At 63.3% G+C, this 24,964-nt stretch carries 22 protein-coding genes, 1 tRNA gene and 1 pseudogene; 21 read left to right on the forward strand and 3 right to left on the reverse strand.

The genetic code is table 11. The annotated features are described in order from the left end of the window. Window positions 1-132 precede the first annotated feature (132 nt). From EJ066_RS29950 to pqqE, 8 genes are all read left to right on the forward strand, one after another. Window positions 133-2,034, forward strand: coding sequence for a methanol/ethanol family PQQ-dependent dehydrogenase (locus EJ066_RS29950; protein ID WP_126043484.1), 1,902 nt, complete (start codon window positions 133-135; stop codon window positions 2,032-2,034). Window positions 2,035-2,211: 177 nt separating this feature from the next. Then, the gene (locus tag EJ066_RS29955) at window positions 2,212-2,736 is read left to right on the forward strand and encodes a c-type cytochrome, methanol metabolism-related (protein WP_126043485.1); all 525 of its coding nucleotides are present in this window, start codon (window positions 2,212-2,214) and stop codon (window positions 2,734-2,736) included. Between the two features lies 1 nt (window position 2,737). Continuing rightward, the gene (locus EJ066_RS29960) at window positions 2,738-3,601 is read left to right on the forward strand and encodes a substrate-binding domain-containing protein (RefSeq protein WP_245455035.1); all 864 of its coding nucleotides are present in this window, start codon (window positions 2,738-2,740) and stop codon (window positions 3,599-3,601) included. 11 nt (window positions 3,602-3,612) lie between these two features. Further along, a complete protein-coding gene (locus EJ066_RS29965) occupies window positions 3,613-4,164 on the forward strand; it encodes a PQQ-dependent catabolism-associated CXXCW motif protein (RefSeq protein WP_126044109.1) in 552 nt (183 codons plus the stop codon). A gap of 412 nt (window positions 4,165-4,576) precedes the next feature. Continuing rightward, a complete protein-coding gene (pqqB, locus tag EJ066_RS29975) occupies window positions 4,577-5,515 on the forward strand; it encodes a pyrroloquinoline quinone biosynthesis protein PqqB (protein WP_126043487.1) in 939 nt (312 codons plus the stop codon). Next, a complete protein-coding gene (pqqC, locus tag EJ066_RS29980) occupies window positions 5,512-6,270 on the forward strand; it encodes a pyrroloquinoline-quinone synthase PqqC (RefSeq protein WP_126043488.1) in 759 nt (252 codons plus the stop codon). Before pqqB ends, pqqC begins: the two co-directional genes overlap by 4 nt. Then, on the forward strand, window positions 6,267-6,563 hold the full coding sequence (gene pqqD, locus EJ066_RS29985; RefSeq protein WP_126043489.1) for a pyrroloquinoline quinone biosynthesis peptide chaperone PqqD: 297 nt from the start codon (window positions 6,267-6,269) through the stop codon (window positions 6,561-6,563). The genes pqqC and pqqD overlap by 4 nt, the downstream gene beginning before the upstream one ends. Further along, window positions 6,560-7,681, forward strand: coding sequence for a pyrroloquinoline quinone biosynthesis protein PqqE (gene pqqE / locus EJ066_RS29990; protein ID WP_126043490.1), 1,122 nt, complete (start codon window positions 6,560-6,562; stop codon window positions 7,679-7,681). Before pqqD ends, pqqE begins: the two co-directional genes overlap by 4 nt. A gap of 9 nt (window positions 7,682-7,690) precedes the next feature. On the opposite strand, the gene folP is transcribed toward pqqE, so the two are convergent. Further along, on the reverse strand, window positions 7,691-8,524 hold the full coding sequence (gene folP / locus EJ066_RS29995; RefSeq protein ID WP_126043491.1) for a dihydropteroate synthase: 834 nt from the start codon (window positions 8,522-8,524) through the stop codon (window positions 7,691-7,693). An 89-nt stretch (window positions 8,525-8,613) separates the two neighbouring features. Beyond that, a complete protein-coding gene (locus EJ066_RS30000; protein ID WP_126043492.1) occupies window positions 8,614-10,065 on the reverse strand; it encodes a PLP-dependent aminotransferase family protein in 1,452 nt (483 codons plus the stop codon). Between the two features lie 269 nt (window positions 10,066-10,334). Between EJ066_RS30000 and EJ066_RS30005 the strand changes: the two genes are divergently transcribed. From EJ066_RS30005 to EJ066_RS30020, 4 genes are all read left to right on the forward strand, one after another. Beyond that, window positions 10,335-10,811 (forward strand): SRPBCC family protein, encoded by a 477-nt coding sequence (locus tag EJ066_RS30005; RefSeq protein WP_126043493.1) that lies wholly within the window; start codon window positions 10,335-10,337, stop codon window positions 10,809-10,811. Between the two features lie 23 nt (window positions 10,812-10,834). Beyond that, a complete protein-coding gene (locus EJ066_RS30010; RefSeq protein ID WP_126043494.1) occupies window positions 10,835-11,251 on the forward strand; it encodes a GFA family protein in 417 nt (138 codons plus the stop codon). A gap of 139 nt (window positions 11,252-11,390) precedes the next feature. Further along, window positions 11,391-12,017, forward strand: coding sequence for a LysE family translocator (locus EJ066_RS30015; RefSeq protein ID WP_126043495.1), 627 nt, complete (start codon window positions 11,391-11,393; stop codon window positions 12,015-12,017). A 192-nt stretch (window positions 12,018-12,209) separates the two neighbouring features. Further along, window positions 12,210-12,656, forward strand: coding sequence for an SRPBCC domain-containing protein (locus EJ066_RS30020; RefSeq protein ID WP_126043496.1), 447 nt, complete (start codon window positions 12,210-12,212; stop codon window positions 12,654-12,656). 189 nt (window positions 12,657-12,845) lie between these two features. Here EJ066_RS30020 and selD read toward each other — a convergent pair whose 3' ends face one another. Further along, window positions 12,846-13,922 (reverse strand): selenide, water dikinase SelD, encoded by a 1,077-nt coding sequence (gene selD / locus EJ066_RS30025; protein WP_126043497.1) that lies wholly within the window; start codon window positions 13,920-13,922, stop codon window positions 12,846-12,848. Window positions 13,923-14,385: 463 nt separating this feature from the next. On the opposite strand from selD, the gene fdnG reads away from it, so the two are divergent. The 9 genes and pseudogenes from fdnG (at window position 14,386) to EJ066_RS30070 (ending at window position 24,923) form a co-directional block, all read left to right on the forward strand. Beyond that, entirely contained in the window at window positions 14,386-17,472 is a 3,087-nt protein-coding gene (fdnG, locus tag EJ066_RS30035) for a formate dehydrogenase-N subunit alpha (RefSeq protein ID WP_145964715.1), read from the forward strand. Between the two features lie 11 nt (window positions 17,473-17,483). Further along, window positions 17,484-18,434: a formate dehydrogenase subunit beta gene (fdxH, locus tag EJ066_RS30040; RefSeq protein ID WP_126043500.1), complete on the forward strand. Its 951-nt coding sequence runs from the start codon at window positions 17,484-17,486 to the stop codon at window positions 18,432-18,434. Continuing rightward, a complete protein-coding gene (locus EJ066_RS30045; RefSeq protein ID WP_189644400.1) occupies window positions 18,412-19,113 on the forward strand; it encodes a formate dehydrogenase subunit gamma in 702 nt (233 codons plus the stop codon). Before fdxH ends, EJ066_RS30045 begins: the two co-directional genes overlap by 23 nt. A 153-nt stretch (window positions 19,114-19,266) precedes the next feature. Beyond that, on the forward strand, window positions 19,267-20,184 hold the full coding sequence (gene fdhE, locus EJ066_RS30050; protein ID WP_126043502.1) for a formate dehydrogenase accessory protein FdhE: 918 nt from the start codon (window positions 19,267-19,269) through the stop codon (window positions 20,182-20,184). Window positions 20,185-20,191: 7 nt separating this feature from the next. Further along, window positions 20,192-21,610 carry an L-seryl-tRNA(Sec) selenium transferase gene (selA, locus tag EJ066_RS30055; RefSeq protein WP_126043503.1) on the forward strand — a complete coding sequence of 473 codons (1,419 nt, stop codon included), beginning with the start codon at window positions 20,192-20,194 and terminating at the stop codon, window positions 21,608-21,610. Then, window positions 21,597-22,403, forward strand: a complete 807-nt coding sequence (locus EJ066_RS30060) for a tetratricopeptide repeat protein (RefSeq protein WP_126043504.1) — start codon at window positions 21,597-21,599, stop codon at window positions 22,401-22,403. Before selA ends, EJ066_RS30060 begins: the two co-directional genes overlap by 14 nt. Beyond that, window positions 22,400-24,229, forward strand: a pseudogene (gene selB, locus EJ066_RS30065) (selenocysteine-specific translation elongation factor); the annotation flags it as partial. The gene EJ066_RS30060 and the pseudogene selB, both read left to right, overlap by 4 nt. A gap of 129 nt (window positions 24,230-24,358) precedes the next feature. Beyond that, window positions 24,359-24,454: transfer RNA gene (locus EJ066_RS31210), tRNA-Sec, on the forward strand. A 16-nt stretch (window positions 24,455-24,470) separates the two neighbouring features. Then, window positions 24,471-24,923: a hypothetical protein gene (locus EJ066_RS30070; RefSeq protein ID WP_126043506.1), complete on the forward strand. Its 453-nt coding sequence runs from the start codon at window positions 24,471-24,473 to the stop codon at window positions 24,921-24,923. Window positions 24,924-24,964: the final 41 nt, after the last annotated feature.

The raw sequence follows: 24,964 nt of genomic DNA on the forward strand, positions 1-24,964 counted from the left end.
TAACGGTGCCCTCTGCTCATCTGGCTTAGGTCGTGACACGCTGCCGGAAATACTTCCCCCACATGAATCGCTTGGGCAAGCCCTCGTGGGCTCAACGGACGATTCGTCATTGTGAACCCTGGGAGGACTTTGATGCGTGTAATTGCGAAAACTGCCTACCTACTAACGACCGCGGCGCTCTTGTCGTTCGGCGCGGTCCACATGGCATCGGCCAATGAAGAGCTGATGAAAATGGCCGAAAACCCCAAGGACTGGGTGATGCAGACGGGTGACTACGCCAACACCCGCTTTTCCAAGCTTAACCAGATCACCAAGGACAATGTGAAGAACCTGCAGGTCAAGTGGAGCTTCTCCACCGGCGTGCTGCGCGGCCATGAAGGCGGGCCGCTGATCATCGGCGATGTGATGTATGTCCACGCGCCGTTCCCGAACACCGTCTACGCTCTCGATCTCAACAATGATGGAAAGATCCTCTGGAAATACGAACCCAAGCAAGACCCGAATGTCATCGGGATCATGTGCTGCGACACGGTCAACCGTGGCGTCGCCTATGGTGACGGCAAGATCATTCTCAACCAGGCCGACACCACCGTCGTCGCGCTCGATGCCAAGACCGGCAAGGTCGTCTGGTCGGTCAAGAACGGCGAGCAGACCGACGGCGGAAAGGGTGAATCCGGCACGTCGGCGCCCGTAGTCGTCAAGGACAAGGTGCTCGTCGGCGTCTCCGGCGCTGAATTCGGCGTTCGCGGCTGGTTGGCCGCCTACAATCTGTCGGACGGCAAGCTCGCCTGGAAAGCCTATTCGGAAGGTCCGGACGCAGACACCCTGATCGATCCCGAAAAGACCACCCATCTCGGCAAGCCTGTCGGAAAGGATTCCGGCACGAACACCTGGGAAGGCGAGCAGTGGAAGACAGGCGGCGGCACGACATGGGGATGGTATTCCTATGATCCCAAGCTGAACCTGGTTTACTACGGTACCGGCAATCCCTCGACGTGGAACCCGGTCCAGCGCCCCGGCGACAATCGCTGGTCGATGACGATCATGGCCCGCGACGCTGATACCGGTGTTGCCAAATGGCTCTACCAGATGACCCCGCATGACGAGTGGGACTTTGACGGCATCAACGAGATGATTCTCGTCGATGGCATGGAGGTCGGCGGCGCCAAGCACGACGTGCTGGTGCATTTCGACCGCAATGGCTTTGCCTACACGATGGATCGCGCCACTGGCGAACTTCTCGTCGCCAAGAAATACGATCCGGCAGTGAACTGGGCGACGGAAGTCAACATGGACCCCAACAGCGACCAGTATGGCCGCCCGCAGGTCGTGGCCAAATATTCGACCCAGCAGAATGGCGAAGACACCAACACGACGGGCGTCTGCCCGGCGGCGCTTGGAACCAAGGACCAGCAGCCGGCGGCATATTCGCCGAAAACCGGGCTGTTCTACGTGCCGACAAACCATGTCTGCATGGACTATGAGCCTTACAAGGTAAGCTACACCGCAGGCCAGCCTTATGTGGGCGCCACCGTGTCGATGTATCCTCCACCCGGCGGCGACGGCAACATGGGCAACTTCATTGCCTGGGATGCGGCCAAGGGCGAGATCGTCTGGTCGAAGCCCGAGCAGTTCTCGGTGTGGTCGGGCGCGCTGGCAACCGACGGCGATGTCGTCTTCTACGGCACGCTCGAAGGTTACATCAAGGCGGTCGACCATGACGGCAAGGAACTCTACAAGTTCAAGACCCCGTCCGGCATCATCGGCAACATCACGGCGTACGAGCATGACGGCAAGCAGTACATCGCCGTTCTGTCCGGCGTCGGCGGATGGGCCGGTATCGGTCTGGCAGGCGGACTGCTTTCGCCCGATAACGCCGCTGCCTGGCATGGCGCCGTCGATCAGGGCCGTGCGCAAGGCGACGAGGCCGCGGTCGTTGGAACCGCTGGTCTGGGAGCGGTCGGCGGCTACGCAGCGCTTGCCGACTACACGACGCTGGGCGGCCAGCTCACCGTCTTCGGCCTCCCGGACTGATACCGGGAACCTTAGGCACGCCTCAGGTCTTGCAAAGACCAAGGCTTGAAAGACGAGAGCCCGGATCACCGGGAAGCCAGGACCGGGCTCTCGATTTCGCCGCGCATCCAAAACACCGATCAATGCCGCTTGACGACAGCAAAACCCGTGTCCGTGGCAAATGAAGAAAGAGTTTGAATGTCTGTTCGCATTGTAATTTCCGCTCTCGCCCTGGTCCTGCTGCCCCTGGCGAGCGCAAGTCTCGCACAAGCCCAGGACAGCGCGGAAAAAGCCAAGGCGGTGACGGAAGAAGACGGCAAGTATTTGGATGCGGAAGGAAATCCGACCTACAAGATCGAAAACGGCACCGTGGATTGGTACACGTTCAGCGGTTACCGCCGGTATCACTCCGACTGCCATGTCTGTCACGGACAGGACGGCACAGGTTCGACCTATGCGCCGGGCCTGGTCAACAGCCTGAAAACCATGGATTATCCCACGTTTCTCTCGATCGTCGCCGAAGGCCGCAAGAATGTCGGCGGCGGCAAGGAGAATGTCATGCCTGCCTTTGGCGACAACAAGAACGTCTATTGCTACATGGACGATCTCTATGTCTATCTGCGTGCCCGCGCCGACGGTGCGGCGCCCCGCGGCAGGCCGCCGAAGAAAGCAGACAAGCCACAGGCCGCGAAGGATGCCGAGGCATCCTGTATGGGTGGATGACATGATCAGCCGCGATGCATCGAAGCTGCGCTTTGTCCTGCCGATCCTCGGCGCATTCGCCTTGCTGCCTTCGAACGCCCTGGCGCAGGGCGCCGGCCTTGGTGCCGCGGGAGAACTAGTCGACCCCGACATTCTACGCGTCTGCGCTGATCCTTCGAACATGCCCTTCACCGACCAGAGCGGCGAAGGCTTCGAAAACAAGCTGGCCGAACTGGTTGCCGCGAAAACCGGTCGGAAGTCCGTCGCCTACACATGGTTTCCTATTGTCGCCGGCTTCGTGCGCAACACGCTGGCGGCCAACCGCTGCGACATCGTCATGGGCTATGCCCAGGGCGATGAACTGGTGCAGAACACCAACGCCTACTATCGCTCCTCCTATGTGCTGGTGCACCCGAAGGGCAACGACATGGAAGGCGTCGAGACGATCGAGGATCCGAAACTCACCGGCAAGAGGATCGGCGTCGTCGAAAGCACGCCGCCGACGGCCAACATGGCCGCCAACAAGCTCTTGCGAACGGCCAAAATCTATCCGCTGGCGGTGGATACGCGCCTCTCCCCTTCCATGGGGGAGGTCATGATCAAGGACATGCTCGCCGGCAAGATCGACGCGGCGATCATCTGGGGGCCGATGGCGGGCTACTATGCCAAGGAACTCGGCGCCGATCTCACCATCGTTCCGCTGGTGAAGGAAAAGTCCGGCTCGCGCATGTCCTACCGCATCACCATGGGCGTGCGTCCATCCGACCAGGAATGGAAACGGACGCTCAACCGGGTGATCAGGGAAAACCAGGCGGAGATCAACAGGATCCTGCTCGACTACAATGTGCCGCTGATCGACGAACACGACAATCCGATCACGCAATGACGAAACCGGTAATGAAGGGAAAGGAGACGATTTTGCTGGTCGCGGCGAGCCTTCTGGGTCTGACCGAACCGATGTGGGCCGGCGATATCGCCGAACCCGGCGGCTACCGGATGGACGAATATCGGGCGCCGGTGCCGCAGACGCTGCAAGGCGCCAGGGTGGTGACGACGGCGGAAGCGGAGGCGCTGTGGCGGCAGAAGAAGGCCGTGTTCTTCGACGTCATGCCGAACACGCCGAAGCCGGCCAATCTGCCGGCAGGAACGATTTGGAGAGAGACGACCAGAAAGGACATCCCTGGCAGCATCTGGCTGGCCAATGTCGGCTACGGCGCTATCTCCGAGGAGACCGCCAGCTATTTTCGCCAGGGCCTCGCGGCCGAGGCCGACAGGTCGCGCGCAATCGTGTTCTACTGCATGACGAATTGCTGGATGTCCTGGAATGCCGCCAAACGGGCTATCGAATGGGGCTACAGTTCGGTGATCTGGTATCCGCCCGGCGCCGATGGATGGGAAGGTGCAAACCTTCCGCTGGAGGAGAAGAAGCCTTACGTGATCAGCAATTGAGCATAAGCATTGTTATTTCGATCGTCTTATTTTTCGACTTTTCAGAACCTATTGTTTCATTTGTCCATTTGAGACGTGATGGACGAGCCATTGCAATGGTGCCCAGCAATGGTTGACTGAGAAAAAGATCGCCCTTCGGGGTGGTAGAAGAGGAGAAATGCCATGAAGAAGAGCTGGACGAAACCGACCATGTGCCAGGTTGCTGCGGGCTTCGAAATTTCGCGGTATCTGCCTGCAGAAATTCCTCCCAAGAAGTAGCCCGCAGAGGTGCGTGTCCCTGGCAACGGGGACACGCACTGCCCTTGCCGCGTGACGTCTTGGTGAAAGGCCTTTACGCGTTCGATGCGGGCGCGCAGTCATTCGCCGTCGAAAATTTCCTGCTGGTTGAACAAGCCGCAGGGCGGGTATTGTAATGCGCTTGAAGATCATCGGCTCCGCAGCAGGCGGCGGCTTCCCGCAATGGAACTGCAACTATCGCCTGAGCCGCGCGGCACGCACCGGGACGGCTGGCGTGTATTCACGAACCCAATCAAGCGTCGCCGCGTCAGCGGATGGGGCCGGCTGGGTTCTCTTCAACGCCTCGCCCGATATTCGCCAGCAGATTGCGCAAACGCCTGAATTGCAGCCCGCGTACGACGCGCCGCCGCGTTCGACGCCTATCCGCGCGGTGGTGCTGACCAATGCCGATGTCGATCATGTCGCCGGCCTGCTCAGCCTGCGTGAGCGGCAGCCCTTCGCTATCTATGCGACGACGCAGGTTCTGGCGACGCTGGAGGCGAATTCGATTTTCAATGTTCTCGATCCGGCGCTCGTGCCGCGACGCACCCTGCCGCCAGCGACGGAGCTGACGATCTGCGATGCGGACGGTCATGATACGGGCGTGACTGTCGAGAGCTTTCCCGTGCCCGGGAAGATAGCGCTCTATCTCGAGGAAAGGGGCCAGCCGGATGCCAATTTCAGCTCCGATTCCGGCGACACGATCGGCGTCCGCATCGCCGGCGCCGGCAGCCGCGGCTCCGTCTTCTATATCCCGGGCTGCGCGCGCATCGATGCGGCCCTGCGCACGCGCCTGGCCGATGCCGCCTGCCTCCTGTTCGACGGCACGGTCTACACCGACGACGAGATGGTTACTGCCGGCGTCGGCCAGAAAACCGGTGCGCGCATGGGGCATCTGGCGATGTCGGGAGACGCCGGTTCGATCGCCGGCCTGGCCGATGTGAAGATCGGCCGCCGCGTCTTCGTCCACATCAACAACACCAATCCTGTTCTCGACGAGAATTCCGCCGAACACGAAGCGGTCAAAGCGGCTGGCTGGGAAATCGCCCGCGATGGCATGGAGATGGAATTTTGAGTGATTTTCACGACGCGGCCAGAAACGGCCTGTCCTCCAGCGAACTCGAAGCCGTGCTGCGGCAGGTCGGTGCCGAACGCTATCACAACCGCCATCCTTTCCATCACAGGATGACCAGCGGCGCGCTGTCGAGGGCCGAGATGCAGGCCTGGGCACTGAACCGCTACTGCTACCAGGCTGTCATCCCGCGCAAGGATGCCATGATCTTGGCACGAGCCGAGGACCCGGCGTTTCGTGCCGCCTGGCGCAAACGCATCGAGGACCATGACGGCGAGGACGGCTGGAGCGGCGGGATCGCGCGCTGGCTGCATCTGGCGACCTCGCTCGGTCTCGATGCCGATGCGGTGAAGAGCGAAAGGCTGGCCCTGCCGGCGACGCGTTTCGCGGTCGGCGCCTACCTCTCCTTCTGCACCAACCGGACGCTGTTCGAGGCGGTCGCGTCGTCGCTGACCGAGATGTTCTCGCCGGTCATCATCGGCGAGCGGGTGCCGGCGATGCTGGCCAAATATGATTACATCACCGAGGATACGCTGGCTTATTTCAAGCGACGGCCCGAACAGGCCTCGCGCGACGCCGACTTCGCGCTCGCCTACGTGCTTGGCCATGCCGACACGGCGGAACGCCAGCAGCAGGCGATCGATGCACTGGTGTTCAAATGCGATATACTATGGGCCATGCTCGACGCGCTTCAACACGCCTATGGCGAGCCGGGAAACATCCCGCCTGGCGCCTTCCGTCCGGAGGCAGCCCGATGATGGCACTGCGCGAAAGAGCCTTGGTGTCGCCGCGATCGGTGCCATCGCTGCCGCAGCACGTGCGCATACAGTACGACCCCGTGCGGCAGGCGTTCGCCGTGCTTTCGCCGGAAAAGGTGTTCTGGCCGAACGACATCAGTCTCGATATATTGCGCCGCTGCGACGGACGGTCCACGGTCGGCCACATCATTGCCGATCTTGCCGCGGATTATGACGCCGAACAGGACGCCGTGGCGGCCGACGTCATCGCCTTTCTGCAGGAATGGTCGGACAAGCTTCTGGTCAAGCTATGAGCGAGCCCCTTCTCCCTCCAATCGGCATGCTGGCGGAACTGACGCATCGCTGCCCGCTGCAATGCCCTTATTGCTCCAATCCGCTCGAACTGCTGAAAGCCAATCGCGAACTCGATACGCAGACCTGGCTCGACCTGTTCTCACAGGCCGCCGATCTCGGCGTTCTCCAGGTCCATCTGTCCGGCGGCGAACCGACGCTGCGCCGCGACCTCGAGCAATTGATCGCCGGGCTTTCGGCGCGCGGCGTCTACACCAACCTGATCACCGCCGGCGTCGGTATTGCCGAAGGCCGCATCGAGGCGTTTGCCGAAGCCGGGCTCGACCATCTGCAACTGAGCTTTCAAGGCGCGCGGCCGGCGACCACCGACCGCATCGGCAACCACAAGGGCGGCCACGAAAAGAAGCTGGAGACGGCACGCCGCGCTCGCGCGGCCGGTCTGCCGCTGACCATCAACGCGCCGATCCATCGCCACAACATCGAGGAAGTGCCGGAATTCATCGATCTGGCCCTTTCGCTGGGCGCGGAGCGGCTCGAGATCGCCAACGTGCAGTATGCCGGCTGGGCGCTGACCAATCGCGATCAACTGATGCCTGAGCGTGATGCAGTTGAACGGCAGGCGGAGATCGTCGCGGCGGCGCGCGAACGGCTCACCGGCATCATGAACATCGATTTCGTGCCACCGGATTATTTCGCCATCTATCCCAAGCCGTGCATGGGCGGTTGGGCGCGCGATGCCTTCATGGTGACGCCGGACGGCACCGTGCTGCCATGCCATGCCGCACAAACCATCCCGTCGCTCAGCTTCGAGCGTTTTGGACCACGCAGCCTGGCCGAGATCTGGACCAATTCGCCGGCATTCAATGCCTTTCGCGGCACGGACTGGATGCAGCAGCCCTGCCGCGGCTGCGAACGGCGTGAAATCGACTGGGGCGGCTGCCGCTGCCAGGCGATGGCGATCGCCGGCGATGCCGCCGCGACGGACCCGGCTTGCGCGAAATCGCCGATCCATGCGCGCATGGCAATGCTGATCGACGAAGCCCAGCGTGCCGCGGCAGTTCCCTCGCAGGACGAACAATTCGTCTACCGGCGGATCGGCGTCGTGACCGAGCCCGCCTGACGCGCTCTTCTATTCCACGGTCTCGCGCTCGCGCACCGCGTCGGCGAAAGCCAGTGCATCGCGATTGACCGCGACATTGTGCACGCGAAAGATCGAAGCGCCCTTCAACCGCAGGATGACGCTGGTCGCCGCCGTGCCGACGTCCCGCGCTTCATCGCTTTCGCCGACAAGGTGACGGGCAAGGCGCTTGCGTGACGTGCCGACGAGCAACGGAAAACCGAGGGCGCGCAATTCGCCGAAGCGAGCCATGAGCTCAAGGTTTTCCTCGCCGTCCTTGGCGAAAGCGAAGCCCGGGTCGAGCACGATCCGGTCGTCGGCGATGCCGGCGTCGCGCGCGATCTCCAGCGATCTGTTCAGGAACAGGAACTGGTCGGCGATCACGTCCGCCAGTTTTTCGCGGCCGCGCCCGGTGTGCATGATGACAAGGCCGGCGCCGGTTTCCGCCGCAACGTGCGCGATGTCGGGTTCGCGCTGCAGGCCATGCACGTCGTTGACGATATGCGCGCCCGCCGCGACCGCCAGACGCGCCGTCTCCGCCCGATAGGTGTCGACCGAGACGAGGCTGCCGCCTTCGGACGACAGCGCCTCGATGACCGGGAGGATGCGCGATTGTTCCTCCCGCGCCGAAACGGCGCCGGCGGCGGGCCGGGTGGACTCGCCGCCGACATCGATGATCGCAGCGCCCTCGCCGATCATGCGCCGGGCCTGCTGGAGCGCCCGCTCCGGCCGATCGAATTCTCCCCCGTCGGAAAAACTGTCCGGCGTAACGTTCAAAATCCCCATCAGCACCGAATTCGCGCCAAGATCGAGATGCCGTCCATGAGCAAGGTGCCAGCGCGTCATGCATCAACCTTCTGTCATATTGGACGCCATTCGGCTCGGCGCCGACCTTCGTCGCTGTGGCGCAGCTCGGCACGCAGGCATGTCAGCGGTCACTCGCCGGCAATTCTGCTCAGCGCCATAGTTTCAGCCAGTTCTCCCACGCGCCGCAGGGCGTGACGGTGGGCGTCGTCCCACCGTCCGCCGAGCCCGAGCCGAATGCAGTGGCGGAAATGGCTCGTGGCGCTGAACATCTTGCCCGGGGCGATCACGATGCTCTCGGCCAGGCAGGCCTGGAACAGGTCGAGTGAATCGATGCCGCGCGGCAGTTCGAGCCACAGAATGAAACCGCCCTTCGGATCGGTGACACGCGTTCCTTCCGGAAAGTGCCGCGCGATCAGCCCACGCGCTTCGTCGACCCGCGCCGAAATCGTTGCGCGGATCTGACGGTACCCGGCCTCGATGCCGGGCTGCGCCAGCAGATCGGCCAACGCCCGCTCGATTATCGCCGTCTGGCTGCCGCTGGTCGATTCCTTCATGCGCACAAGCTTCGCGCCCCAGCGCCCGGCGTCGACCCAGCCAAGACGAAGCCCTGGCGCGATCGTCTTGGAGAACGAGCCGCAAATCATGACGTGCCCCGTCGTGTCGAACGAGCGCACCGCCTGGCGCTGGTCTTCGTGTTCGGCAAGGTCGTTGTAGAGGACATCTTCGATCAGCGGGATACCGCGTTCGGCGACCATTTGCGCGAGGCGGCGCCGATCGGCCTGGGGTATGCTCGATCCGATGGGATTGGAGAGCGTGGGCACCGCAAGCACAGCCTTGATCGGCTGCGTGTCAAAGGCGAGCTGCAGGGCGTCGAGCGAGAACCCGGTGCGCGGATGCGTCGGAATCTCGAGTGCGCGCAGATGCAGGTTCTCGAGGATCTCCAGAAAAGCGAACAGGGTCGGCGATTCGAGCGCGACGATGTCGCCCGGTCGTGTCACCGCGCGCAGGCACAGCGTAATCGACTCGAGGCAGCTGTTTGTCACCACGACGTCGCGCGGGTCGATCCGGCACCCCATGCGCAGCGCATGGCGTGCAATTGCCCGGCGCAGGCTCTCGTCGCCGTAACCGGTCGTGTACTGACATAACGTGGCGCGATGGCGTTGCACGGCGCGGCTGACCGCACGGCGCACCCGTTCCTCCCCGAATAGCTCCGCGCCCGGACAGGCCGCGCCAAACGATGCGTAACGGGGATCGTGCGCTAGGTGCATCACGCGCGCCGCGAGCGAACTGACGTCCACTGCCATTGAGTCCGCCGGAGGGTTTGAGGTCTCAGGTTCGGGGAGGCTCGGCGGCCGCGCGGCGACGAAATAGCCCGAGCGCGGCCGCGCCTCGATCAGGTGTGCGTCCTCCAGTATCCGGTAGGCCTGCAGGACAGTGCCAATAGAGACGTCGCGACTGCGCGCCAGTTCGCGCACCGAGGGGATGCGTTCGCCGCGAACGAGCGTTCCGGCGCGGATCGGCGTTGCGAGCGACTCTGCTACCTGCAGATACAGAATCTCGACGGGTTGTTGATCTTGCATGCTCCTTACCTACCGCGAATCCACCGACGCCGACTGATACAGATGGCTGTCTTCTTGGATGGTACAGTTCGCTCAGACACAACACTGTACCATGTCAGATGCCTGCTCACTGTGACTGTCCGCGCCACGCGTGGGGATTTATCGTTCATCCATGTCCGGCAAGCAGCCGAGCGTTGCGATCGACGCGATCAATCGCGACAGGATTGTCACTCACACGAGCATGGTTCCCCCGTCTAGCTATCCTCGTGAAACAAAAAAGGAGCATAGCAATGACCAAGCAAGCGATCAGCTTTACTTACACGACCTATATCGTCTCGACGCCGGGAAAGGTGTTCGAGGCCATAACGAAACCAGACCTCGCACGGCGCTACTGGGGCCACGAGAACGTCTCTGACTGGAAGCCCGGTTCGAGATGGGAGCATATCCGCGCCAATGATGAACGGACCGTCGAACTCGTCGGCGAGGTCATCGAGGTCTCCCCGCCGACCCGTCTCGTCATCACCTGGGCAAACGCTTCGCAGGCGTCGGATCCGGCGAGCTACAGCCGGGTGACCTTCGAGCTCGAGGAATACGAGGCCATGGTCCGGCTGACCGTAACCCATGGCGAACTCGAAGCCGGCAGCGGCATGGCGAACGGCATCAAAAAGGGTTGGCCGATCGTTCTCTCCAGCCTGAAATCCTTCCTCGAAACGGGCCGGGCGATCGATGTCTTCGCAAAGCCGCGCGCGTCCGAACTGGCGGCCTGAGCCCGAAACAGGGAACCGAGCACATGAGCACTTCCTATAGCGGCGGATGCGCGTGCGGCGCGGTCCGCTACGAGGCAAAGGCAGCCCCGATCTTCGAGAACCACTGCCAATGCCGCGATTGCCAGAAACGAAGCGGCACCGGTCACGAATCCTATCTGACGTTTCCGTCGCGATCGGAGGTGAAGATCACCGGCACGGCGATGGACTGGCGCGTCGTGGCGGACAGCGGGAACGAGAAAATCCATTCCTTCTGCCCGGTCTGCGGTACGCCGGTCTACGTGACGTTCGCCGCCATGCCGGACTCGATCGCGGTCCATGCCGCAAGCCTTGACGATCCGAGCCGGTTCAATCCGACCGTTTTGACCTACAGCATCCGAGCTCTCGACTGGGACAAGATGGATACTGGGCTGAAGACATTCGAGACGATGCCGCCCGGCTAGCCGGCCCGGCGTCGTGGCGGACGCGCTCCACGACAATTCCGGCACCTGCCTTCCGGCAACGGATCAACTGCACCCCACCGCCGGCGCGGTCGTCAGCTGACGTCGGTGCGCGGCCCGAACCCAGGCAAAGGAAAAACCCATGTTTCCGATCGACATCTGGTTGGCCTACACCCTTGCGAGCGTCCTCATTGTCCTGGCGCCTGGGCCTGACATCGTTCTCTCAATCGCGCGCGGTCTGAGCCAGGGCCGCCTCGCGGCAATGCTTTCCGGATTAGGAGCCGGCACCGGCATCCTGTTCCACACGGTCGCCGCCGCCTACGGCCTTGCTCTGGTCATCCAGACGTCCGCCATGGCATTCTTGGCGATCAAGCTGGTGGGAGCGGCCTATCTGATCTGGCTGGGTACCAGGGCTCTGCTCTACCGCAACCTCGTCACCTTTGCGCCGGCCGCCAGGCGTCCGCTGCATGCGATCTATCTGGCCGGCCTGATGTCCAACGTACTGAACCCCAAGATCGGCTTGTTTGTCCTGGCGTTCATTCCGCAGTTCGTCAGTGCCGACCGCGGGCCGGTCGAGGTTCAGATGATGACCTATGGTGCGTGGCTCGCAGTCATCGCGGTCGTCGGTCTCTCCATCATCGGCGGCTTCGCTTCGGCCCTGAGCAATTGGCTGCTTCGCCGCCCGCTGGTGGTGGCTGGGATCAATATCGGTGCAGGCCTGACTTTCGTGACCACGGGACTGTCTGCCGCAGCCATCAAACCAAACTGAGCGATCAGTTTTTTCGGGCCATTCACGGAAGCGTGACGGCGGCGGGTCGCCGCCAACCCGAAGGATCGCCCTAAACACTCCGCTCGGCCGGTCCGAAGAGCGGAATGTGAGCAAGACGGACCTAGCCCGCGCCCGTTCATACCCGGTGAAGACCACCGGTCCCACGCCGGCGCCAACCCAAGGAGTACCGAAATGGTCGACATTCTGCACCGAGTGGGCATCAACGCTTCGCCTCGCGATGTCTATAACGCCCTCACCACCCTCGACGGGCTTTCCAGTTGGTGGACGAACGATACCCAGGGGCGGCCCGAGATCGGGGGCGTGATCAAATTCAGGTTCGGCGACCGCGGCTTCTTCGACATGAAGGTGCTCGAGCTCGAGCCGGAAAAGCGCGTGATGTGGGAAGTGGTGGACGGGCCGAAGGAGTGGATCGGCACCAAGGTCATCTGGAACCTCTCGCCGGAAGGCGCGGGAACGACCATCCGCTTCAAGCAGCAGGGCTGGCGGGAGCCCGTGGACTTCATGCACCACTGCAGCACCAAATGGGCCAGCTTCCTGTTCAGCCTCAAGGCACAGCTCGAAAACGGCAAGGGCACCCCCTATCCGAACGATTTCCTGATCAGTATCGACTTCGATTGAAGCGGCCGGAGGCCAGCCGGATTTACTCCGCACACCCATATCAGCACCTCTCGTCGTCTCGGAGGAGAGGTGCGGGTGAGGAGGCAGGGCGACCTCTCTGCCCTCTTCCCAAGTTTCACGCACAAGGGTTCAACAGGGTCCAAAGGAGATGTGAATAGGCTGAAAGGGCCGTGACGCGCTTTAACCGGTTCATGCCTGGACTGTTATGGCGGGCGCGTCGGGCTCGGCATGGCCGATCACGCGGGCCGATGCGTAACCGTCCGCGACAATCTTTTCGACCAGGGCCGCCGCTTTGTCGCGCTCGCAGGCGACGAGCAGCCCGCCCGAAGTCTGTGGATCGGTGAGAAGATGGCGCCGCCACTCCGGCATGTCGGCGGGTAGGAGCACCGCATCGCCATAGCTCGCCCAGTTGCGCCGTGACGCGCCAGTGACGAAACCTTGCTCCGCCAGCAGCGCGGCTTCGGAAAAGAGCGGAACGTCACGATCACGGATGACCAGCGCACAGCCTGAGCCGCGCGCCATCTCGAGCGCATGTCCGAGCAGGCCGAAACCGGTCACGTCGGTGATCGCATGGACGCTCTCATCCTGCGCGAGCTCCGATCCAATCCGGTTGAGCAGGGTGGTCGAGGCGATCATCTCGGCATAGCCGCCGGGCGAGAGCGCCTGCTTCTTGATGGCGGCGGAGTAGATGCCGACGCCGAGCGCCTTCGTCAGGATCAAGGCGTCTCCCGGTCTCGCACCCGAATTGCGCCGGACCTCCTGGGGCCGGCATGTGCCGATCACGGCAAGACCATAGATCGGCTCCGGCGAGTCGATCGAGTGGCCGCCGGCGACCGGGATTCCGGCCGTGGCGCAAACTGCCCGGCCGCCCTTCAGAATGTCTCGGACCATATGCGTCGGCATCTTGTCGAGCGGCATACCGAGAATGGCCAGCGCCATGATTGGCCGGCCGCCCATCGCATAGACATCGGAGATCGCGTTGGTCGCGGCGATCCGGCCGAAATCATACGGATCGTCCACCATGGGCATGAAGAAATCGGTGGTGGCGATGACACAAATGTCGTCGTCAAGCTGCCAGACGGCGGCGTCGTCTCCGGTCTCGGTGCCGACAAGGAGCTGACGAAAGGGATTGGCCTCGACCTGGTCCGCGAGAAGCTGCTGAAGGACGGATGGCGCCAGCTTGCAGCCGCAGCCGCCGCCATGCGCAAGGCTGGTCAGGCGGAACACAGGAGCGTCGGCGACTTCAGGAGAGACGGCAATTGCCATGGCAAGCCTCCTTGGGTTGGCACCGCGATCGCGGAACTGGCCATGGCCGCACGCTGGCGATCGTTCGGGGATCGATTGAACGGAACGGAGAGATCAGATGCGGAAACGGCGGTCCGAAGACGCTTGGCGGGAGGGGGAAAGCGGGACAAATATCCGGCCCCGGAGCGCGCGCTTGCGCCACCGTCGGCCGTCGTCCGAAAAGCGCCCCGGCACGCGGGAGCCGTTTCCAATACCACGCGGCACTGTAAGATTATCTCTGGACAAGCGTCAATCACTCTCTCGTTCTAAAACATGAGTTAATATATCAACTATAATTCGACGTGAAAAACGCGGAACGATCGGGCGACCGCAGTGCAATGCACACTTCGATTTGTTTTGACATTGTCTTGTTTTGGCTCGAAAATATGTTTGTACCCTTGGTTCGGGATGTCCTTCGGAGCATCCCCTTCGGGAGGACGTTCAAATGAACATCGAACTGTCACGGCGCGCGTTCCTGCAGACGGCAGGCGCGGGTCTCGCCGGTACTACGCTTGGAGCTCTCGGCTTCGGCGATATCGAAGCCGCACATGCCAAGGCGATACGATCATTCAAGCTCGCCAACACCACCGAGACGCGCAACACCTGCCCATATTGCTCGGTGGCGTGCGGTGTGATCCTCTACTCAAAGGGCGATCTCAGGAAGGGCGAAAAGGCCGAGATCACCCATATTGAAGGCGATACCGACCATCCGACCAACCGCGGCACCTTGTGCCCCAAGGGCTCGGCCCTGCTCGGCTTCGTCAAGGCCCCGACCCGCCTGCAACAGCCGATGATCCGCAAGCCCGGGGCGGACAAGTTCGAGCCGACAACGTGGGAAAACGCGCTCGACCGCATCGCCCGTCTGATGAAGGACGATCGCGACCAGAACTTCGTCGCAACGAACAATGACGGCGTGACGGTCAACCGATGGATTACCACCGGCTTCCTCGCCGCCTCGGCGACGACCAATGAAACCGCGTTCGAGACCTACAAGGTGGTCCGCAGCGCGGGCATGCTGGTGTTCGATAATCAGGCGCGTGTCTGACACGGCCCGACGGTGGCGAGTCTCGCCCCAACATTCGGCCGCGGAGCAATGACGAATTCCTGGACCGACATCAGGAACACCGATCTTGTCGTGATCATGGGCGGCAATGCCGCCGAGGCCCATCCTTGCGGCTTCAAATGGGTCACCGAGGCGAAGGCCAATCGTGGCGCCAAGCTCATCGTCGTCGACCCGCGCTTTACGCGCTCGGCTTCGGTGTCGGATCTCTATGCACCAATCCGTCAAGGCACGGACATCGCGTTCCTGCTCGGGCTGATCAACTATTGCATCGGAAACGACAAGGTGCAGCGGGAGTATGTGAAGGCGTTCACCAACGCCGGCTATGTCGTCAAGGAGGGTTTCACCTACCAGGATGGCCTGTTCTCCGGCTATGACGAGGCGAAGCGCGACTACGACAAGTCGAGCTGGGACTACGAGATCGGCGAAGACGGTTTCGCCGTCGTCGATGATACGCTGGTAAATCCTCGCTGCGTCTGGAACCTGCTGAAGAACCATGTCGCGGTCTACACGCCCGAAATGGTCGAGCGCATCTGCGGCACGCCGAAGGACAAGTTCCTGAAGGTGGCCGAGATGGTGGCGGAGTGCTCGTCGCCGACTAAGGCGATGACCTCGATGTACGCGCTCGGCTGGACGCAGCACTCCAAGGGCTCGCAGAACATCCGCGCCATGGCGATGCTGCAGCTCATTCTCGGCAATATCGGCATTCGCGGCGGCGGCATGAACGCGTTGCGCGGCCACTCCAACATCCAGGGGCTGACCGACGTCGGGCTGATGTCCAACCTCCTCCCCGGCTATCTGACGCTGCCCAACCAGAAGGAACCGGACTTCACCGCCTATATGTCGACGCGCGGCTTCAAGCCGCTCAGGCCGAACCAGATGAGCTACTGGCAGAATTACCGGAAGTTCTTCGTCAGTTTCCAGAAGGCCATGTACGGCTCGGCGGCAACGCCGGAAAACGACTTCGCCTACGATTACCTGCCGAAGCTCGACGTGCCGGGCTACGACGTGCTGCGCGCCTTCGAGATGATGCACCAGGGCAAGATGAACCTGTATCTCTGCCAAGGCTTCAACCCGCTGCAGTCGTTCCCCAACAAGCAGAAGATCACGGCCTCGCTCTCCAAGCTCAAGCTCCTGGTCGTCATGGATCCATTGGCTACCGAGACGGCACGGTTCTGGGAGAACCACGGCGCGCACAATGACGTCGATCCGTCGACAATTCAGACCGAAGTGATCGAACTGCCGTCGACGTGCTTTGCCGAAGACGACGGCTCGCTTACCAATTCGGGGCGTTGGCTGCAGTGGCACTGGGCCGGCGGCACACCGCCGGGCGAAGCCAAGCGCGACACCTGGATCATGGCGCAGATACATCTTCGCCTGAAGGAACTCTATCGCAAGGAAGGCGGCGCCTTCCCCGATCCGATCCTCAACCTCCATTGGCCCTATGCCGATCCGGGCAATCCGACGGCCGAGGAAATCGCCCAGGAGATCAATGGCCGGGCGCTCGCGACGGTGACGGACACGGCCGATCCGACCAAGGTGCTTGCCGAGACCGGGAAACTGTTGCCGGGCTTCGCCGCGCTGCGCGACGACGGCTCCACATCCTGCGGCTGCTGGATCTATTCCGGCTGCTTCAACGAGAAAGGCAACAACATGGCCCGCCGGGACACTGACGATCCCGACGAGACGGGCGCCTACCTGAAATGGGCGTTCTCGTGGCCCGCCAATCGCCGCATCCTCTACAACAGGGCTTCGGCCGACTTGAACGGGAAGGCCTGGGATCCCGACCGCAAGGTGATCGAATGGGACGGTGCGAAATGGTCGGGTTATGACGTCCCGGACATCGCGCCAACAGCGAAGCCCGGCGAGGTCGGCCCTTTCATCATGAACCCGGAAGGCGTGTCGCGCCTCTTCACCCGGGGCATGATGCGGGACGGACCGTTCCCGGCGCATTACGAGCCGTTCGAATCGCCCATCGTCAATCCGGTCGCGCCCAACGTGCGGGGCAACCCGGCAGCGCGGGTATTCGAAGGGGATTTCAAGCAGTTCGCCGAGGCGGCCTCGGCGGAGTTCCCCTATGCGGCGACCTCCTACCGCCTGACCGAGCATTTCCACTTCTGGACCAAGCACGTCATCGTCAACGCCGTGATGCAGCCGGAGTTCTTTGTGGAGATATCGGAACAGCTGGCGGCCGAAAAGGGTATCGCCAAAGGCGGTTGGGTGCGCGTTTGGTCCAAGCGCGGCTCGGTCACTGCGAAGGCGGTGGTAACCAAGCGGATCAAGCCGCTGACCTGTGACGGCAAGACCGTCCACATCGTCGGCATTCCACTGCACTGGGGCTTCACCGGAGCGGCAAAGAAGGGCTTCGGTCCGAACATGCTGACGCCCTATGTCGGCGACGCCAACATCGAGACGCCCGAATACAAGGCGTTTCTGGTCAACATCGAGCCCATCTCCGGGCCGGTGGCATAGGGAGGCGGCAGATGTTTCCTCCAATCGCCAACCCTTCGGTAACGGACGTGACGCCGCGCTTCTCGGAGAAGGATCTCGTCCGCCGTTCCGCCTCAACGGTACCCGCGCCGGCCGAGCGGCTGACGGAGGTCGCCAAGCTCATCGACGTCTCGAAATGCATCGGCTGCAAGGCCTGCCAGACAGCCTGCATCGAGTGGAACGACACGCATCAGGCGATCGGCGTCAACGCCGGCATATACGAGAATCCCCCCGACCTGACGCCGGACATGTTCACGCTTATGCGCTTCAGCGAGTGGGAGAACCCGGAGACGAACAACCTCGAGTGGCTGATCCGGAAGGATGGCTGCATGCACTGCGAAGATCCGGGCTGCCTCAAGGCCTGTCCGGCGCCCGGCGCTATCGTTCAATATTCCAACGGCATCGTCGATTTCGTCCACGAGAACTGCATCGGCTGCGGCTACTGTATCAAGGGGTGCCCCTTCGACATCCCGCGCATTTCCCGCGTCGACCATACGGCCTACAAATGTACGCTCTGCTCGGACCGCGTCGCCGTCGGCCAGGGTCCAGCCTGCGCCAAGGCCTGTCCGACCCAGGCAATCGTCTTCGGCACAAAGGAAGAGATGAAGCAGCACGCCGAGGGCCGCATTACCGACCTGAAGGCGCGCGGCTATGCCAATGCCGGCCTCTACGATCCGCCAGGTGTCGGCGGAACGCACGTGATGTACGTGCTGCATCACGCCGATCAGCCCGAACTCTATTCCGGCCTGCCGAAGGAGCCGAGGATCAGTCCTCTGGTGGAAGCGTGGAAGGGCATCACCAAATATGCCGGCCTGACCGTCCTTGGCGTCGCGGCCGGCGTCGGCCTGCTCCACCATCTCGTCATGGGGCCGAACAGGGTTTCGGACACGGATGAGGAGAATGCCGAACGGCTAGTGCGGAATGACGATCATGACAGCGCATGATGTCGAGCCTGACAGAGTGGTTCATCCGGGCAAGCCCGTCACGGTGGACCGGTACACGGTGGGCGCGCGGATCAATCACTGGATCACGGCGGCGAGCTTGATCCTGCTTGCCCTGTCCGGCCTCGCGCTGTTTCACCCTAGGCTTTTCTTTCTGTCAGGTCTGTTCGGTGGCGGCCAGTTCACGCGCTTCATACATCCGTGGATCGGCGTCGTTCTCTTCTTCAGCTTCTTCGGGCTTTTCATCCGGTTCTGGAAAGCGAACCTGTGGAAGCGCGAAGATGGGACCTGGCTCGCACGCTTTCGCGACGTCCTGACCAATCACGAGGAGAACGTGCCGGAGGTCGGCAAGTACAATGCCGGCCAGAAAGTGGTATTCTGGGCAATGTCGATCCTGATCGTCATTCTGATATCAAGTGGTCTGGTCGTCTGGGATCAGTATTTCTCCGCCTACACGACGGTCGGTCAACAGCGGGCGGCGCTGCTCATCCATGCCGTCGCGGCCGTTGCGATGATCGGCGTCTGGATCATCCACTTCTATTCGGCCCTCTGGGTGCGAGGCACGATTCCCGCCATGATACGCGGTTCGGTGACGGGCGGGTGGGCCTGGCGGCATCATCGCAAATGGTTGCGGGACCTTGTCAGGAAACCGGGAAGATCGGGATCGAAGCCCGCCGAATGAGCGAGTGCAGTGCATGTCGCCCGAAAGCATGCAGCGGTTTTGGGACAACGACATGCATGAAAATAAGAATTTAAAGCGCGTCGCATGAATCCGTTCAGACGCGACGCGCTTTAGTCAGCCAACCACGTGGCCCGTGTGGTTCGTGAGGTGAATATGCCAAGGCAGATCGTTCCGTCGGATATCGATCCCACCGCCATCGGTGAAGTCTCGGCGCCGCCTTTCGTCCGCCTGCCCGATCCGACGCGTCTGTTCGCTCGACGCGCCCAGAGACTGAATGCACTGGCCGAAACCCATGAACTCGGTCCTTATCTCCGCTTCCTCGCTGCTCTCGCCGATGTCCAGCACGGCATACAGGACGGCCTGTCCGATCCGGACCTGCCGGAAACGGAGGTGCGTGAACGGGCGCACGCTTTCGGAATGCCTCCGCTCGATCGTGACAGGTTCGCCTCTGAGGCGCTCTTCGAGACGCTCGACCGCCTGATATTGGCGGCTTCTGCCATCGAGAAACCTCGGGCCGCGGCGGATGCCCTCGACCGGCTGAAGCTGGCCGCGCCTCCGGAGCGCGGTGCCATGGTGCGCAACGTGCTCGTCGATGCGATCGCGGCTGACGCATTGGCCGAGCATGTTTATGTCGCGGCGGCGCTGCAGCTTCATTTCGCGCGCCTTGCCGCTTGCCTCGACGCCTCGACGCTGGTCCCGGTAGGTGACGGCGCATGCCCCGTCTGCGGCGGGCCGCCGGTGTCCTCGATGATCGTCGGCTGGCATGGCGCCCACGGGGCAAGGTTTTGTGCATGCTCGCTCTGCGGGACGCTCTGGAACTATGTGCGCATCAAATGCACCCTGTGCGGCTCGACCAAGGGGATAGGCTATCTGGAAGTCGAAGGGGGACCCGGCACTGTAAAGGCCGAGACCTGCGATTCATGCGGCTGCTATGTGAAAATCCTGCATCAGCACAAGGACCCTGCCCTCGATCCGGTTGCCGACGACGTAGCGACGCTCGGCCTCGACCTGCTCGTCCGCGAGAGCGGCTACCGCCGCGGATCGTTCAACCCATTCCTTGTCGGCTACTGAGGACGCGATGACCGCTTTGCCTGCACGTCGCCTGCGCGAGCTTCCATCGGTCGATCAGGTATTGAAGACGCCGCTCGGGTCCACGTCGATCCAGCGCTTTGGCCGGCAAGTCGCGACGGCGGCTGTCCGCACGGCACTTGCCGCGGCGCGCGAGGCCTGCCGCGGCGGAGCCGCAGTGCCGCAGGCCAGCGATGTCGCCGCCGACGCCGTGGCGCAGCTCAAGGCGGCCGAGCGCCCTTCCCTGCGCCCGGTCTTCAACCTGACAGGCACCGTGCTGCACACCAATCTCGGCCGGGCGCCACTCGCCGAGGAGGCGATCGAGGCGGTACGCGCTGCGATGCGCGAAGCGGTCGCCCTCGAATTCGATCTCGATACGGGAAAGCGCGGCGAGCGGGACGATCATCTGCGTTCGCTCGTTTGCGAACTGACGGGTGCGGAAGACGCAACCGTGGTCAACAACAACGCGGCGGCTGTCCTCCTTGTCCTTAACACGCTGGCGCTCGGCCGCGAGGCGATTGTCTCGCGCGGCGAGTTGATCGAGATCGGCGGCTCGTTCAGGATGCCCGAGATCATGGCCCGCGCCGGCGCCAAGGTGGTCGAGGTCGGAACCACCAACCGCACGCATCCGAAGGACTATGTGGCAGCGATCGGCCAGGAGACCGGGCTGATCCTCAAGGTGCACACCTCGAACTACCGCGTCGAGGGGTTCACGGCTGAGGTTGGCGCGCGCGAGCTGGCTTCCATTGCCAGGGCGCAGGGCGTGCCCCTTGTCCACGACCTCGGCTCCGGCACGCTGTTCGATCTTGCTGCCTACGGCCTCAAGCATGAGCCAACCGTTCGCGAGGCGATCGCCGACGGCGCGGATCTGGTCACCTTTTCCGGCGACAAGCTGCTCGGCGGGCCCCAAGCGGGCTTCATCGTCGGCAGCAAAGCACTGCTCGCCGCGATCGGCCGCAATCCGATGAAGCGGGCGCTCCGGGTCGACAAGCTCCGGCTCGCCGCGCTCGAAGCGACGTTGAGGCTCTACCGTGACCCCGATCGCCTGGCGGAGCGGCTGCCGACGCTGAGGCTGCTGGCGCGCCCCGCGGCCGAGATCGCAGCCCAGGCGGAGCGCCTTGCCCCCGTCGTTGCCAATGCTTTGGGTGAGGCTTTCGTGGTGGAGACCGTGGAATGCTGCAGTCAGGTCGGATCGGGTGCCCTGCCGCTTGAGACGATATCCAGCGCCGGTCTTGCTCTGCGGGTAAAGGCCGGCGGCGGGAAAGCGCTGGAAGCGCTCGCGGCGGCATTGCGCCGGCTGCGCGTTCCAGTGATCGGGCGCATCGAGAACCGGGCGCTTGTGCTCGACCTGCGCTGTCTCGAAGACGAAGCGGGTTTCCGTGCAAGCCTCGCCGGCTTCGATCCGGGAGGAGCCGATGCGCTGGTTTGAGAACCTCGCGCGCCGGCCGACCGAAGTGCCCCGGCCGGCCGACGTGCCGGTCGCCGAACGCCTGGCAAAGGCCTTGGACGCGGCCCGGCGCGGTGACTATGCGGTGGCCTTGGGCATATGGAAGATGCTGGCTCATGCTGGGGTCGCGCGTGCGCAGAACAATATCGGCGCCTGCTTCGCAGAAGGGTTTGGCGTCGAGCCGGACCGCGACCTCGCCTTTCGCTGGCTGGCGCTCGCCGCCGAGGCCGGCGACGCTGTCGGCCAGCGGAACCTGGCGTCGCTCTATTTCCACGGCAAAGGCGTCGCGCAGGATTACCGTCGCGCAGCCGAGCTCTACCGAGCAGCCGCGGAACAGGGCGACGGACCGGCGCAGGACATGCTGAGCTGGATGCTGCTCGAAGGCGAGGTGGTCGAGTCCGACCCCGCCGAGGCGCGGCGCTGGGCGACTGCCGCCGCCGAGCAAGGAATAGCGTCGGCCATGACGCGGCTCGGCATGCTCCATCACAATGCGCTCGGCGTGCCGCGCGATCCCGCCGAAGCAGTCCGCTGGTGGCGCCGGGCCGCCGTGCGCGGTGATGCGGACGGGCAGGCCATGCTCGGCGCTGCCTGCCATCTAGGGGCGGGTGTAGCAGCCGACGCGGTCGAGGCATATGCCTGGCTCCTGCGTGCGGATGCAGCAGGCAGCGCGCTCGCCGAGCGGTATCTGCCGGCCGCGCGTGCCGGCCTCACCGCTGACGAGACCGCCGAGGCCGAACGTCGTGCCGCGTCATCATTGACGGGAGGCGGATCATGATCGTCGGCACGGCGGGTCACGTCGACCATGGCAAGACCGCGCTGGTGCGTGCGCTGACCGGCGTCGACACCGACCGCCTGCAGGAGGAAAAGACGCGGGGCATGACCATCGATCTCGGCTTTGCCTATCTGCCGGCACCGAGCGGGGGCGTCATCGGCTTCATCGATGTCCCGGGGCACGAACGGTTCGTGCATACGATGCTTGCCGGCGCCAGCGGCATCGATTTCGTGCTGTTGGTCATTGCCGCCGACGACGGCGTCATGCCGCAGACGCGCGAACATCTGGCGATCATCGATCTGCTCGGTATCAGGCGCGGCGCGGTGGTGCTGGCAAAATCCGATCTGATCGCGCCCGCACGATCCGTCGCCGTTCAGGCGGATATCCGCGCCGCGCTTGCCGATACGGCACTTGCCGAAGCAGACATAATCCCCACCTCGGCCGTCACCGGTGACGGTATCGACGATCTGCGGCATTTCTTGTTCGAGGAGGCGTCGCGCTTTGCCGACCGCCCGTCTTCTGGACGCTTCAGATTGGCGGTCGACCGATGCTTCACGCTGCACGGCACCGGCACTGTCGTGACCGGCACCGTCCTTTCAGGATCAGTCGGCATCGGCGACCAAATTGTCGTCGGCCCGTCTGGCCTGGCGGCGCGTGTCCGCTCGATCCACGCCCAGAACCGGCCGGCTGAGCGTGGACGGGCGGGAGACCGCTGCGCGCTCAACCTGGCCGGTGACGGCATCGGCAAGGAAGCGATCCGGCGCGGCGACGTCATACTCGACCCTGAACTTCACGCGCCGACGGACCGGATCGACGCAAGGCTGCGCGTCTTGCCGGGAGAGCCGAGGCCGATCGGCCAGTGGTTCCCGGTACGCCTCCACCACGCTGCGGCCGAGGTTGGGGCAAGGATCGTGCTTCTCGGTGACGAGCCGGTCAGACCCGGCGGCATCGCCAAGGTTCAATTGGTGCTGGACAATCCGATCGCCGCTGCCGCAGGCGACGCCTATGTGGTGCGCGATACTTCGGCGCAGCGGACCATCGGCGGCGGGCGCCTGATCGATCTGAGAGCGCCGAGCCGGAAGCGCCGCACACCGGAACGGCTTGTCCAGCTCGAAGCATACGCCGTCCCGGATTCCGAGGCGGCTGTCACCGCACTGCTCGATGCGCCGCCCCATTACCTCGACCTTGGCGCTTTCGCGCGCGACCGCGCGCTCGGCAGCGAGGAGGCGCAGAGACTGGTCGACAGCCTCGGACTGGTCTGCATTGCCGTCAGGAAAACGCTGTTCGTTCTTTCGCAGGCGCGCTGGATGCAATTCAGACTCGGCCTGGCCGCGAACTTGAAGACCTTTCACGCGGACAATCCGGATCTGCCGGGCATCGGCATGGAGAGATTGCGCCTTCAGCTCGACCCGCGACTTCCGGCGCCGATGTTTGCAGCCGCTCTGCGAATGCTGGCGCGCGCCGGTAAGCTTGCCCTTGACGGCGCCTGGGTGCGGCTGCCCGGCCATGAAGTCCGTCTGACACCGCAAGACGAGACGCTATGGTCGCAAATCGAGCGGCTCATCGGCGGCTCGACGCGATATCATCCGCCGAGAGTCCGCGATATCGCCGGTACGTTGGCGAAGCCGGAAACGGAAATCCGCCGGATCCTGAAACTGACCGGCCGCATCGGGAAAGTGTACGAAGTCGCCCACGATCGTTTCTTCCTGCATGCGGCACTGGCCGAGATTGTCGAAATCGTCGATGATCTGACGGCGGCCGAACCGGGCGGGCGGTTTAACGCTGCCCAGTTTCGCGATCGTGCAGGCAGCGGACGCAAGGTTGCCATCCAGATCCTTGAATTTCTCGATAGGCATGGCGTCACGCTGCGACGCGGCGACTTGCGGCTCGTCAACAGCCATCGACGGGATCTGTTTCGCTCACCGGCCGATAATGAGCCGGCGATAGCGGAAGCTTCTGGAGGAGCATCGTCCCCGGTGGGGCGTCCGGACTTCAAATCCGGGAGGGGCCGCGAGCCGGTCCTTGGTGGGTTCGACTCCCACTCTCTTCCGCCACTCTCGCAAAGGCGCGATGACGGTGACAACCCGCTTTCTCGTTGAGCTCAAGACAGCGGCCGAGGCCGCCAAGATCGCCGAAGGCCGCTTCCGGCGCGACGCTGCGGTCCGGATCGCGGCGCTCGAACAAGAGCGCGCCTTCGCCTTCAGGCGGTACAATCTCATGCAGGCGATCGCCGAGGCCATGGCATCGGCCGAAAGCGAGGAGATAGCCGTCGCCAGCGCCTTCGCCACGCTGCGTACGCGACTCGGCTGGAATTCCGATAGCGAGGCGCGTTCGGAGGTGATGACGCGTTTCGGTCAGGTCGTGCTGGCGATATTCCGGGCTCCGGACGAGGAGGAGGAATCCGCCAACAACGTCCCCGAGGCCCTGGTCGGTTTCGAGCGCTGGTATGCCGAAACGCGGGGATCGCCCTTCTGGCTCCTGTTCGAGCACCAGATACCGGACACGCCCCGCGTCGATTTTTAATGCCTGTCGCGCAAAAGTATGCAGCGGTTTTGCGCGACATG

Origin of the sequence: Mesorhizobium sp. M9A.F.Ca.ET.002.03.1.2, assembly GCF_003952365.1 — a bacterium.
Lineage (GTDB): Bacteria > Pseudomonadota > Alphaproteobacteria > Rhizobiales > Rhizobiaceae > Mesorhizobium.

Excerpts from the sequence above, each read along its gene's own strand:
- pqqD (WP_126043489.1), top strand. The coding sequence starts at position 6,267 with ATGATGGCACTGCGCGAAAGAGCCTTGGTGTCGCCGCGATCGGTGCCA.
- EJ066_RS30020 (WP_126043496.1), top strand. The coding sequence starts at position 12,210 with ATGGTCGACATTCTGCACCGAGTGGGCATCAACGCTTCGCCTCGCGAT.
- pqqE (WP_126043490.1), top strand. The coding sequence starts at position 6,560 with ATGAGCGAGCCCCTTCTCCCTCCAATCGGCATGCTGGCGGAACTGACG.
- EJ066_RS30015 (WP_126043495.1), top strand. The coding sequence starts at position 11,391 with ATGTTTCCGATCGACATCTGGTTGGCCTACACCCTTGCGAGCGTCCTC.
- EJ066_RS30005 (WP_126043493.1), top strand. The coding sequence starts at position 10,335 with ATGACCAAGCAAGCGATCAGCTTTACTTACACGACCTATATCGTCTCG.
- EJ066_RS29960 (WP_245455035.1), top strand. The coding sequence starts at position 2,738 with ATGATCAGCCGCGATGCATCGAAGCTGCGCTTTGTCCTGCCGATCCTC.
- fdxH (WP_126043500.1), top strand. The coding sequence starts at position 17,484 with ATGTTTCCTCCAATCGCCAACCCTTCGGTAACGGACGTGACGCCGCGC.
- EJ066_RS29965 (WP_126044109.1), top strand. The coding sequence starts at position 3,613 with ATGAAGGGAAAGGAGACGATTTTGCTGGTCGCGGCGAGCCTTCTGGGT.
- EJ066_RS30010 (WP_126043494.1), top strand. The coding sequence starts at position 10,835 with ATGAGCACTTCCTATAGCGGCGGATGCGCGTGCGGCGCGGTCCGCTAC.
- selA (WP_126043503.1), top strand. The coding sequence starts at position 20,192 with ATGACCGCTTTGCCTGCACGTCGCCTGCGCGAGCTTCCATCGGTCGAT.
- EJ066_RS30060 (WP_126043504.1), top strand. The coding sequence starts at position 21,597 with ATGCGCTGGTTTGAGAACCTCGCGCGCCGGCCGACCGAAGTGCCCCGG.
- EJ066_RS29955 (WP_126043485.1), top strand. The coding sequence starts at position 2,212 with ATGTCTGTTCGCATTGTAATTTCCGCTCTCGCCCTGGTCCTGCTGCCC.
- folP (WP_126043491.1), bottom strand. The coding sequence starts at position 8,524 with ATGACGCGCTGGCACCTTGCTCATGGACGGCATCTCGATCTTGGCGCG.
- EJ066_RS30070 (WP_126043506.1), top strand. The coding sequence starts at position 24,471 with ATGACGGTGACAACCCGCTTTCTCGTTGAGCTCAAGACAGCGGCCGAG.
- EJ066_RS30000 (WP_126043492.1), bottom strand. The coding sequence starts at position 10,065 with ATGCAAGATCAACAACCCGTCGAGATTCTGTATCTGCAGGTAGCAGAG.
- selD (WP_126043497.1), bottom strand. The coding sequence starts at position 13,922 with ATGGCAATTGCCGTCTCTCCTGAAGTCGCCGACGCTCCTGTGTTCCGC.
- EJ066_RS30045 (WP_189644400.1), top strand. The coding sequence starts at position 18,412 with ATGACGATCATGACAGCGCATGATGTCGAGCCTGACAGAGTGGTTCAT.
- pqqB (WP_126043487.1), top strand. The coding sequence starts at position 4,577 with ATGCGCTTGAAGATCATCGGCTCCGCAGCAGGCGGCGGCTTCCCGCAA.
- EJ066_RS29950 (WP_126043484.1), top strand. The coding sequence starts at position 133 with ATGCGTGTAATTGCGAAAACTGCCTACCTACTAACGACCGCGGCGCTC.
- fdhE (WP_126043502.1), top strand. The coding sequence starts at position 19,267 with ATGCCAAGGCAGATCGTTCCGTCGGATATCGATCCCACCGCCATCGGT.